Origin of the sequence: Pseudomonas sp. BSw22131, assembly GCF_026810445.1 — a bacterium.
Classification (GTDB): Bacteria; Pseudomonadota; Gammaproteobacteria; order Pseudomonadales; family Pseudomonadaceae; genus Aquipseudomonas; species Aquipseudomonas huanghezhanensis.
This window is the reverse complement of the sequence record NZ_CP113949.1, coordinates 323,125-334,519: the sequence shown is the minus strand read 5'-3', so window position 1 is coordinate 334,519 and position 11,395 is coordinate 323,125. Positions and strand designations below refer to the sequence as shown.

Genomic DNA, 11,395 nt, shown 5'->3' with positions numbered 1-11,395 from the left:
GGTTTCACGCTTTCTGCCAGACCTCAGGACCAACCTGAGCCAACGCTTTGAATGCAGGTTTGGCGAACCAGTAACCCTGCATCAGATTAATACCGCAGTCAGCGAGGAAGTCTCGTTCTTCGGGATGTTCGATGCCTTCGGCGATGACAGTAACGCCCAACTCTTTACACATTGTGACAACCGCGCGAACGATGGCCTGACGGACACGGTCACGATGAATGTCGCGTATCAGCGCCATGTCCAGCTTGAGCAAATCTGGCTGAAAATCAGCCAGTAGCGTCAGACCCGAATAGCCCGCGCCGAAATCGTCGATGGCTGTTTTGAAGCCAAATTCACGGTATTCGCGCAGGATATTGGTCAGATGGCGATTGTTGTCGATGTGCTCACTTTCTACGGTTTCAAAAATCAGTCGGTCGATCGGGAAATTATTTTCAAGGGCAGCCTCAAGCGTAGTGCGAATGCACAACTCGGGACGGTAAACGGCATTGGGGAGAAAGTTGATGGAGAGAAGTTCGGTCATGCCCAATCGCGCAGCTGTGGAAATGGCGCGTGTTCTGCACAGTTGGTCAAATCGGTAGCGGTTCTGGTCATTGACCTGGTTGAGAACGGACAACGCACCTTCACCATTGACGCCGCGCACCAACGCTTCATGGGCGAAAATTGAGCGGGTACGCAGGTCTACGATAGGCTGATATGCGAAGGCAAAATCTAAATCCAGTTCGGGGTTACTTTTACATCCCTGGCAGCGGCCAGGCGACGTTAACGATGTTGGAAAGTCTGTCACGTCGTACTCCCTACATGAGCAGCCGTCGATTTAGGCGTGCATTCTAATCAAAGGTTTGTGTGAATGGTTCGTCTGTTTCACGTAGTACAGTTTCTGACTATTACTTGATCGAGGAATTCAGATGCCACAAAAGTCAGATGACGACGACAAGGTTCGTCTGGACAAATGGTTATGGGCGGCGCGCTTTTTCAAAACGCGTGCCTTGGCAAAAACGGCTATCGAAAGTGGCAAGGTGCATTGTCGGGGCGAGCGTTGCAAGCCCGGCAAGGAGCCACGCGTCGGCGACGAGTTTCAGATTCGCGCCGGATTTGATGAGCGCACGGTAGTGGTACAGGCGCTTTCAATCGTGCGCAGAGGTGCACCTGAAGCGCAGCTTCTGTATAGCGAGACGCCTGAAAGTATCGCCAAACGCGAGAACGCAGCGGCGCAGCGCAAGGCCGGCAGCCTGGGTGTGACCACCGATGGCAAGCCGACCAAAAAACAGCGCAGGCAGTTGTTTCACTTTCATTCGGCAGACGATTAAGACTTTAAGCCCCCAGAACGCTCAGGCATTTAAACAGCGGGATCCGCGCCACTAACTTGAAAATAGGCGCGGTTGCCCTCAATAACAAACCAGTCGCGCAGGCCAGGAACGCCGTGTAGTAGCTCCAGCCCAAAGCCAGCAGGGCGATGATGATGACTCCGCCAATGTAGTCATCCTGCCCCCAGTGCGCGCCAGCCACGAGGCGCGGAATCATGAACAGCAACGCCAACACCCAGATAACAATGCGCTGACCTGCTGCAGCGAGGAATGATCGATGACTTTGGAGAAGACCGTGCGGATGATCAGCAGCACGGTCAACGTTAGCACAAAGCCAACTAACGCGGCGCGGGTCCGCGCGGCTTTGAATACCCAATCACGTTTGATCAGCAGCATCAGCAGGATTACACCAATGACCGCGTCGAAGGGCCGCATGCTGGCGACGGTCCAGATGTACAGCCACACTGTGTTGTGCTCCAGCGCCCGATGGAACAAATGGAAACGCCATTCGTCGAACTGAGTAAATAAGGCATGACCTGTAGGCCATATCCAGGCGAGAAGTAACGCGAGTGCTATCAGGTTACAGAGTACAAAACGGCTGACGTTCCACTTGGGTTGGAACAAGGCGGGATAGTCCATAAAATGCCCCCATCGGCATGGCAGAGCACCAATCGGTGCCAAAACGCGCTTTATGAGCGCCTGTCATCTTTTTGTCATCACCTCAGATAATTTCTCTTATGCATGATTTTCCAGATAACGATTACACCCAGCGCTTCATTTTTGACGAGAGCGATGTGCGCGGCGAAACGGTCGTCCTTGAGCGCAGCTACGCCGAAGTGTTGGCCAAACACACCTACCCCGAGCCGGTTGCGCAACTGCTTGGCGAAATGCTCGCAGCTGCCGCGTTACTTGTGGGTACGCTGAAGTTCGACGGGCTGCTGGTGCTTCAGGCGCGCTCCCACGGCCCGGTGTCGCTGCTCATGGTCGAGTGCTCCAGCGAGCGCGAAATCCGTGGCATTGCCCGATACGATGAAAGCCTGATCAACATAGGCGCCACGCTCCAGGAGTTGATGCCTAACGGTGACCTGACGATGACCATGGATCCACGTCAGGGCCAACGTTACCAAGGCATCGTCGGCCTCGAAGGGGCTGACCTCTCCGAATGCCTGTCCACCTACTTCGTCATGTCCGAACAACTGCCGACACGCTTCTGGCTGAACGCCGACGGCAAACGCGCACGCGGCTTGTTGCTCCAGCAGTTGCCTGCCGCACGCCTGACAGATGCGGAGGAGCGCGACGCCAGCTGGCAGCACGTCACTACACTCGCCAGCACGCTGACCGCCGAAGAACTGTTAAGCCTGGACAACGAAACCGTCCTGCACCGACTGTTTCACGAAGACCCGCTGCGGATGTTCGATATCCAGCCCCTGACCTTCCGCTGCAGTTGCTCGCGTGAACGCTCGGCCAACGCATTGGTTAGTCTCGGTCAGGAAGATGCCGAGCAACTGGTGATCGAGCACAACGGCGTTATCGAGATCGACTGCCAGTTCTGTAATCAGCGTTATTTGTTCGATGCAACCGATGTAGTGCAGCTGTTCGCAGGCGGTGGTGTGGACTCGCCATCGGACACGCGTCATTGATGTAGCGCCGGGCTCTGAGTCAGCACTTTGGCGCCAGTAGGCCGGGCAAATCCTATCTGTAGTTACTGACCGGAGGGCCCTACCTTTTCTAGGGTTTTCTGGCATAATCCGGCCCACTTTTCGCTGTAGTAGTGGTTGTTTTTTTACTACAAAACGTTTGGAGGACTCGGCCTTTGAGCCGACGGGGACACTCATGACGCAAGCCAATAGCACCGTGTATACCGATCTCAGCATTGATGATCTGGTAAAAGAAGCCCTGAATCGCGGTGAAGGCGAGCTGGCCGATACTGGCGCACTCGTCGTGAAAACAGGTCATCGCACTGGCCGCTCGCCGGTCGACCGTTTCATCGTTGAAGAGCCAAGCACCCAGGACGCTATCGCCTGGGGCCCGATCAACCGCAAGTTTCCAGCCGACAAGTTCGATGCCTTGTGGGATCGCGTCACGGCCTATCTGGGCGAGCGTGATCATTTTGTCTCCCACGTGCATGTAGGCTCTGACCCGGCTTATTACCTGCCGGTCAAGATGAGCACCGAAACCGCCTGGCACAACATGTTTGGCCGTTGCCTGTTCATCAATCCTGAACAGTACAACGAAGGCGCCAAGCAAGAGTGGCAAGTGATGAACGCTCCTTGGTTCGTCTGCGAGCCTGAGCGCGATGGCACCAACTCCGACGGCACTGTAATCATCAACTTCGCCGCCAAGAAAGTGCTGATCGCTGGCATGCGTTACGCCGGCGAAATGAAAAAAGCCATGTTCTCGGTGCAGAACTTCCTGCTCCCTGCCCACGACGTACTGCCGATGCACTGCGCAGCCAACATGGGCGAGGAAGGCGACGTCACGTTGTTCTTCGGCCTGTCGGGCACGGGTAAAACCACCCTGTCCGCAGACGAGAGCCGTTACCTGATTGGTGACGACGAACACGGCTGGGGCGAAGGCGTTGTGTTCAATATCGAAGGTGGCTGCTATGCCAAGTGCATCGACCTCTCCGAGAAGAACGAGCCAGTTATCTGGAAAGCCATTAAGCATGGCGCTGTTCTGGAAAACGTCGTACTTGACGCAGCCTCCAAGAAAGCTGATTACGCCGACGACAGCCTGACCCAAAACAGCCGCGCGGCTTACCCGCGTGAACTGATTGAGAAGCGCGCTCCGAAAAACCTCGGCGGCGAGCCCAACGCTGTGATCTTCCTGACTTGCGACCTGACTGGCGTACTGCCACCGGTGTCCATCCTCAGTGAAGAACAAGCGGCTTACCACTTCCTGTCGGGCTATACCGCGCTGGTTGGCTCCACCGAAATGGGTTCGGGCCCGGGCATTAAGTCCACCTTCTCCACTTGCTTCGGCGCGCCGTTCTTCCCGCGTCCGGCTGGCGAATATGCCGAACTGTTGATCAAGCGCATCCGCGGTTTCAACTCCAAGGTTTACCTGGTCAACACTGGCTGGACTGGCGGCGGATACGGCGTCGGTAAGCGCTTCAACATCCCGACCACGCGTGGTGTGATCGCGGCCATCCAGAGCGGCGCACTGATCGGTGCAGAAACCGAGCACCTCGACACCGTAAACCTGGATGTGCCGAAGTTGGTACCAGGCGTAGACACTGCACTGCTCAACCCACGCAATACTTGGGCAGACAAAGATGCTTACGACGCTGCGGCAAAAGCATTGGCGACATTGTTCACCGAGAACTTCAAGAAGTTCGAAGTAAGCGATGCAATCAAGGCGGCAGGCCCTCAGTTGTAATAGTTGGTTAGTTGTTAAGAACCGCCCTTCGGGGCGGTTTTTTTATTGCGCAGATAAAAGTGAGAGCTTTAGTTTTACCCTGTATAGCTTCGGTAACTCTACAAACGTTACAGGACGTCTCGCAATAGTTTTTACGACTAACCCTTGGCAGCCTGGCCCGCTTACCCGCAGATAAACACACACCTGGTCTGCGCAAGTCCTCTTGAGTGTTCGACGGCTTGTGGGCTAGCGACTCAACCCGCCTCACCTCTCACCGGAAAGTCCTGCGTAAGATCAAACGTCCCCTTTGCGACAACACTTTTCGCCTCACACAGCTTCGCGTCAAAACCGGGATGACGCTCGCCGTGCTCTGCGGCGTAGGTGGCGGCTTCTTTTGAACAGGCTTCGTTAGGCTGCTCAGGTCCAAACGCTGCGTTGAATTGAAAAGTCCCGACCATGCGATATCGCATCAGCAACTTATTGCTGGAATGCAGTTTCTCGACGCGACTGAAGTCGAGTTTTACGTTGCTGTTCGCGCCGGTCTTGTCTTTATCGAAGTACAGGTAGTAGGCGCCAGTGTCGTAGGAGGCATTACTTTCGCCGTGTGTAACTTCGACCCGTCCTCCCTGAAATAGCAACTCGATGTGCTTCTGCGATGGATTGTCGAATGAGAAGCCCAAAATAGGTCCGATGCTCACGCTGTTGCTATCACCATCTTTGTCTTGATTGCCGCTCAGGGTTAGCCAATTTGCCCCGGGCTCCTTGCCGGGCAGAAACCCCACCGCAACGTCCTCTCCCGTAGCCTCGTAATGCAGATTCAAATCGCCGGTGACATCGATCGTCATCTTTTTAAGTACCGATGGCGCTGCGCTGCTGCTTTTCGCACCGGCAGGAGCTTGGGTATCACCGTTTCCGCAGCCATACAAAGTGGCAACGAACGCGGTAAGGATCAGCATCATGAAGCGGGATAGCGGTCTCGCGGCAGAATGGGTCATGTGCATTCCAGGATGAGCGACTGTGGGCGCTTTCGATTGATTGCCACTTATGACCGCGGAAATCCCAAGTCTGTCGAATAAATTTGTCGGCGGCACAAACTCAACCGAAAAACCGCTATCCCATCGGACTGAACCCGCTAGCTGCGCTGCAGTAACGTTGATGTGCAGCAGCGGTGTGATGGGAGGCACGACACTGCTCTTTGAACCAGACTTTCGCCCCCTTTCGGCATTCCCGATATTCAATCGACCCTCTACGCTGGTTGGCGCAGACGCTTGTACCATCGATCTCGTTGTCGATGACCGTCCATTGCGCCTCGTGCAGTGCCCGGCCATCCCACTGGCGGGACGCTGCCTGAGCGCGTGAAATACCACGCGCCAACGGCAGTCAGTAAAAGCAGGACAACCACATTTTTGAACACATCCGTGCTGGTGGTTTTATTACTACGGCGTTTTCCGGTCCAATCTTCGTTGTCGGCGGCAAAGCGCTCACGAAGGCGATTACGCTCATCTTCTGTCATGACTCACGTCCCTGTTTAATTCCGACGGCACCCTGTGCGCGGGGTCTCTGGTCTTTTGGAACTTCAAATCCGCAGCGCCTGTATCCTGCGTTTCTTTTATGTAACGCTTTTGGCCTGTCTTGCCTGAAGCCACCGCGTTAAGGTCTCGACCCTTTTCCGCGGTCAATGGAGTGGCAGCTCATGTATCAAACTCTTGAGCAGGTTTTCGGTTATCGGCAGTTTCGCGCCGGACAAGAACGTGCGATCAGCGCGGTATTGGCAGGCCGGTCGGCGGCGGCCATCTTTCCTACAGGCTCCGGCAAATCTCTTTGCTATCAGTTACCGGCGCTGTTGCTGCCGCACCTCACGCTGGTGATCTCCCCCTTGCTGGCGTTGATACAGGATCAATTGGCGTTTCTTAAGAGGCACGGCATCGCCGCCGCGAGTATTGATTCAGCGCAAAGCCGGGATGATGTCTCCGAGGTGATGGCGCAGGCGCGCTCCGGGGAACTGAAAATCCTGATGATCTCTGTCGAGCGGCTGAAGAACGAGCGTTTCCGGCATTTCATTGCGCAAATCCCCATCTCGTTGCTGGTGGTGGATGAAGCGCATTGTATTTCGGAGTGGGGGCATAACTTCCGGCCGGACTATTTGAAGCTGCCGGACTACCAGCGCGAGTTCAATATCCAACAGGCACTGCTGCTAACTGCTACGGCCACGCCGGCCGTAATCGCGGATATGCAGAGCAAATTCGGCATCGCGCCCGACGATGTAGTGACCACCGGATTTTATCGGCCCAATCTCAAATTATTGGTCGAGCCGGTGCCGGGGCGCGACAAACGTCGACGACTGGTGAGTTGGCTCATTGAGCGGGCCAACCAGCCGACCATCGTTTATGTGACGCTGCAAAAAACCGCTGAATTCATCGCGGCGCATCTTGCCGACAATGGCATCGAGGCGTGCGCCTACCACGCCGGCCTGGTCCACGATAAACGCGAATCCATTCAACGGCAGTTCATGAGCGGAAAGCTCAACTGCATCGTGGCGACGATTGCCTTCGGCATGGGCATCGACAAAAGCGACATCCGCAATGTCGTGCATTTCGATCTTCCCAAATCCATTGAAAATTACAGCCAGGAAATCGGCCGCGCCGGTCGTGATGGCGATCAATCTGAATGTCTGGTGCTGGCCAACCGAGACAGCCTGAACGTGCTCGAAAACTTCGTGTACGGCGATACGCCCGAGCGCGAAGGGATTGAGCGGGTTCTCGAAGACGTGCTCAATGCGCGTAACGACGGCCAGTGGGAGTTTCTGCTGACGCCTTTGTCGGAGATGAGCAATATTCGCCAATTGCCACTGAAAACCTTGTTGGTACAACTGGAGCTGCGCGGAATCATTGCACCGCGCTATTCCTTCTTTGCAGAGTATCGCTTCAAGTTTTTGCTGACAGCAGAGCAGATCGTTCAGCGCTTTGAAGGCGAACGTCAGCAGTTTGTGAAGGCGCTCATGGAGACGTCCAGCAAGGCACGAACCTGGGCAACGGTTAACTTCGACGCAATGTTCCAGCAATACCAGGCCAATCGCGGGCGGGTAGTCACGGCGCTCGACTACTTTCAGGAGAAGGGCTGGATCGAACTGGAAAGCAAGCAGATGACCGAGGTCTACAGCTTGCTCGACACAACGTTTGATCTGAACGCACTCAGCACTGAACTGCATGAGCATTTCGTCCAGCACGAGACCACTGAGGTGGCACGTATCCACGCGATGCTCGATGTGTTCGGCAGTCACCAATGTTTGAGTTATCGGATCGCCCGGTATTTCGGTGATGAGCAGGCGCCCGAACATTGTGGGCATTGCTCTGTGTGTGAGGGGCACGCCGTGGAGTTGCCTGAGCCACCCGAACGCGCCCCACTCGCCAGCCAGGATTTCGACGGGCTGTGCGCCGAGTTCATCACCAGACACCAAAGCGCCAAAGGCTTTGAGCCGAGTGCAGAATGCTTGACCCGCTTTCTCTGCGGGATCAGCGTGCCTTTGTTCACCAAGCTCAAGGCTCGTAGCATGTCGGGCTTCGGGATGTTTGAGGATTACCCTTACGCAGCGGTACGCGAGTGGGCGCAAAGCCTGGGCAAATGAGATATCCGATCGGGCTGTGGCGGCACCCTCGTATTCGCCGCCACAGCTCAGGAATCAGACACTCAAGAGTCGCCGCCCTCTGCTTTGGCGAACTGCCTGTTCGCTTCGGCAGCAGCAGCGTCAAGATCCAGCACACCTTGACCGTACGCCTCACTGTTGGCGAAAACCCCGGTGCGGTTTGCGGTTGTCAGCAATATTGCGCGCAACTGCTGAGTGCTTGCCTGAGGGTAAAGACTCTGCATCGCGGCCAGTGCACCGCTGACAATCGCAGTAGCAGGCGACGTGCCTGCGGTATCGGTCAATTCACGTTCTTTACCCGTGGTCGCCAGACCACGACCCTTGCCGCCATCGGCCCCAGGGGCTGCCATGCACCCGTTCTCGGCGACTGCACAATAATTGGACTTGTCGTTGACTAATGTGCCGTCATTGTTGAGCGCAACCACTGCCAGCCATCCAGTTTCCAGCTCGGGGAGAGCGTAAGGCAGACCAGGCTCGGCCAAGGGTTGGCGTTTGAGTTCGTTACCCGTCGGGAAGACAAAAACGGCCCCTTCCCGGACCAGATCCCGAGCCATTGCAAGTGACGCCGGCATGACCTGTTTGTAACGCGCCTCAGTCACTTCAGTGGCAGGAATCGAATTTGCCCACGAGTTGTTGATGATTTCGCGCCTGCGTCGAAGCTCAACTTCCATGATTGGGCTATCTCGTCGCCGAAGAAAAACGGCTCATCGTTATCCCCGAAGCGCATCGGAATAATCTGTGCGTTGTAGGCAACGCCATGGATAACCTCACCGTTCTTGTTGGCGGCGATGATGCCTGCCATAGCGGTTCCATGGCCTTTCTTGTCAATTGTGCAGGGGACTTTGCGCATGAAGTCGTATCAGGGATCTGCTACTCGGCCGCTGAACTCTCAAAGCGTGGCATTCAAGCCCGAGTCGATAACCGCCACGGTCACACCCTGGCCGGTCCCCCCGAGAGCGTAAAGCGTTGAGGCTTTGATGATGGAAAGATCCTTTTGAGCCTTGTATTCGTCCGTTTCAAACTCGGCTATCTTCACGGCCTCTGAGGGGGTCGGAACTTGCTTTGCGGGGGTGATGTAGCCCGTCAGCAACAGCGGAAACATTAGCGCTGCCAGGCTCAGGTAATTCGCTGTCTCGGGCGTTTTCAGCTTGCAACTGTATGGGGGGAATTCGTATACGGGTAGCTGCATGATATGAGTCCACCGCGCTTCCTGCGCAGTGAGGGTGGATCGGCAGTGTGGTGGTTTCACCTGCTTTTGAGGCTTGCATATATATTGATGCAATGAGACTCGAAACGTGCCATGCAGAGCGCCACCGATCATTCACTACATTTGCAGAGCTCTTAACGATGACAACTCCACAACGTGCCGATTTTCCGCACTTCCAAACCATCACCACACGCTGGCACGACAACGACATCTACGGCCATGTGAACAACGTGACCTATTACAGCTTCTTCGACAGCGCCGTGAATACTTACCTGATCGAGCGCGGCGGCCTGGATATTCATAACGGCGCAGTGGTGGGGTTTGTGGTCAGTTCATCGTGTGATTACTTCGCATCCATTGCGTACCCGGAGGTGATCGAGGTCGGCTTACGCGTCGGCAAGCTGGGCAACAGCTCGGTGCAATACGAATTGGCAGTGTTCAAGGCGGGAGAGGACGACGCCTGCGCGGCAGGACGGTTCGTGCATGTGTTCGTGGACCGGGCGTCAAATCAGCCAGTGCCGATTCCCGGTGCGTTACGTGAGGCCATGGCGTTACTGATGGCCTGAAAACGACGCTGGCCGCGTAAGGCGGCCAGTGTTTGAAGCAGTCACGACAAGCGTCGACGATTAGCGATGGCGCCAGTGGCGTTCGTTTTTGCGATGACCATAAGCGTGACCGCGCGGGCCATGGCCTTGACGATAGTCGCGGCGGTCGCCACGGTAGCTGCGGTCGTCATCACGACGGCTTTCATTGCCCATGTAGTTGCCCAAGGCACCCCCTGCGCCACCACCGGCTGCTGCGCCAATCAGGCTGCCTGTGTTGCCGCCCACGCTGCGGCCGATAACGTTACCGCCCGCTGCGCCAAGACCGCCGCCCAGCGCTGCTTCGGTACGATTGCGACGATTCGCGCCTACCGCGCCGCCTGCCGCACCACCCAGGCCGGCGCCAATGGCCGAACCTGTGCTGCCGCCAATTTGCTGGCCGACAACAGAACCGAGTACCCCACCCAATGCTCCGCCCACACCAGCAGTCACATTGTCGCCAGCTGAAGCGAAACCAGTGGCCAGGGTGAGTGACAACAACAGAATCGAGGAATACTTCATGTATGGACTCTCGTAGGGATGACGCCGCGATCCTGCAATCATGTAGGAAATGTCACAATCGAATTCCGACGAGTAGCACGACGTGTATACAAAACGCTAAGTTATTGTTTTGGAAAAGGAACTTAAACCATGCCTCACAGTCCTAGGCTACTTAACACAGGCCCGAATCACGCGATTCGGGCCTTTTTTTGGGCGTATGTAACGACCTGAAATGAGTGAGAGACTTGCTCGATCAGCCCGGAAACTCACGCACCAGGCGCGTCAGTATCCGGTCCAGCGAGTTGGCGAATGCCTGCTTTTCACGGTCGCCGTAAGTGCCCTGCCCGCCGCCCACTTGCCCCTGCTCACGCAGGTCAGTGAACAGATTGCGCACCGCCAGTCGATCACCCATGTTTTGCGCATCGAACTCCTTCCCGCGCGGGTCCAGCGCCGCCACGCCCTTCTTCACCAGCCGGTCAGCCAACGGCACATCGCTGCAGATGACCAGTTCACCCGGCACCGCGTGCTCTACCAGATAGTCATCGGCTGCATCCGGGCCGCTGGGCACCACGATCAATCTGACAATGGCGTAAGTCGGCTTGATCTGACTCTGGCCTGCCACCAACACCACCTCGAATTGCCGCTTGAGGGCAAACTTGATGACCTGATCCTTCGCAGCCTTTGGGCAGGCATCGGCATCAATCCAGACGCGCATGAGAGTCCTCCGCTGTAACTGTCCGGATCGCCTCGGCAACGACCACCGTGTCGAGAGCAATCCGCATGAGCGACGGAGGATACCGGG

9 protein-coding genes and 3 pseudogenes are annotated in these 11,395 nt (G+C 56.2%); 5 read left to right on the top strand and 7 right to left on the bottom strand.

Going from position 1 to position 11,395, the window contains the following annotated elements; genetic code table 11:
• Window positions 1-4 precede the first annotated feature (4 nt).
• A complete protein-coding gene (gene rimA, locus OYW20_RS01430) occupies window positions 5-784 on the bottom strand; it encodes a S6 modification regulatory phosphodiesterase RimA (RefSeq protein ID WP_268798962.1) in 780 nt (259 codons plus the stop codon).
• 121 nt (window positions 785-905) lie between these two features.
• Between rimA and OYW20_RS01425 the strand changes: the two genes are divergently transcribed.
• Entirely contained in the window at window positions 906-1,307 is a 402-nt protein-coding gene (locus OYW20_RS01425) for an RNA-binding S4 domain-containing protein (RefSeq protein ID WP_268798961.1), read from the top strand.
• 4 nt (window positions 1,308-1,311) lie between these two features.
• Here the strand turns inward: OYW20_RS01425 and OYW20_RS01420 are convergent.
• Window positions 1,312-1,943: pseudogene (locus OYW20_RS01420) on the bottom strand (phosphatase PAP2 family protein).
• Between the two features lie 98 nt (window positions 1,944-2,041).
• Here OYW20_RS01420 and hslO point away from each other — a divergent pair.
• Together hslO and OYW20_RS01410 are read left to right on the top strand one after the other, a co-directional pair.
• Entirely contained in the window at window positions 2,042-2,944 is a 903-nt protein-coding gene (gene hslO, locus OYW20_RS01415; RefSeq protein WP_268798960.1) for an Hsp33 family molecular chaperone HslO, read from the top strand.
• 193 nt (window positions 2,945-3,137) lie between these two features.
• A complete protein-coding gene (locus tag OYW20_RS01410) occupies window positions 3,138-4,682 on the top strand; it encodes a phosphoenolpyruvate carboxykinase (protein ID WP_268798959.1) in 1,545 nt (514 codons plus the stop codon).
• A 233-nt stretch (window positions 4,683-4,915) separates the two neighbouring features.
• Here the strand turns inward: OYW20_RS01410 and OYW20_RS01405 are convergent, their stop codons facing one another.
• Together OYW20_RS01405 and OYW20_RS01400 are read right to left on the bottom strand one after the other, a co-directional pair.
• Complete coding sequence (locus tag OYW20_RS01405; protein WP_268798958.1) at window positions 4,916-5,656, bottom strand: hypothetical protein; 741 nt, start codon at window positions 5,654-5,656, stop codon at window positions 4,916-4,918.
• Window positions 5,657-5,771: 115 nt separating this feature from the next.
• Window positions 5,772-5,996: pseudogene (locus OYW20_RS01400) on the bottom strand (hypothetical protein); the annotation flags it as partial.
• A gap of 358 nt (window positions 5,997-6,354) precedes the next feature.
• Here OYW20_RS01400 and OYW20_RS01395 point away from each other — a divergent pair.
• Window positions 6,355-8,286 carry a RecQ family ATP-dependent DNA helicase gene (locus OYW20_RS01395; protein WP_268798957.1) on the top strand — a complete coding sequence of 644 codons (1,932 nt, stop codon included), beginning with the start codon at window positions 6,355-6,357 and terminating at the stop codon, window positions 8,284-8,286.
• 62 nt (window positions 8,287-8,348) lie between these two features.
• Here the strand turns inward: OYW20_RS01395 and OYW20_RS01390 are convergent.
• Window positions 8,349-9,406 (bottom strand): annotated as a pseudogene (locus OYW20_RS01390) (S8 family peptidase).
• 245 nt (window positions 9,407-9,651) lie between these two features.
• Here OYW20_RS01390 and OYW20_RS01385 point away from each other — a divergent pair.
• Entirely contained in the window at window positions 9,652-10,077 is a 426-nt protein-coding gene (locus tag OYW20_RS01385) for an acyl-CoA thioesterase (protein ID WP_268798956.1), read from the top strand.
• Window positions 10,078-10,137: 60 nt separating this feature from the next.
• Here OYW20_RS01385 and OYW20_RS01380 read toward each other — a convergent pair whose 3' ends face one another.
• The gene (locus tag OYW20_RS01380) at window positions 10,138-10,614 is read right to left on the bottom strand and encodes a YMGG-like glycine zipper-containing protein (protein ID WP_268798955.1); all 477 of its coding nucleotides are present in this window, start codon (window positions 10,612-10,614) and stop codon (window positions 10,138-10,140) included.
• A gap of 232 nt (window positions 10,615-10,846) precedes the next feature.
• On the bottom strand, window positions 10,847-11,308 hold the full coding sequence (locus OYW20_RS01375) for a YaiI/YqxD family protein (protein WP_268798954.1): 462 nt from the start codon (window positions 11,306-11,308) through the stop codon (window positions 10,847-10,849).
• Window positions 11,309-11,395 lie beyond the last annotated feature (87 nt).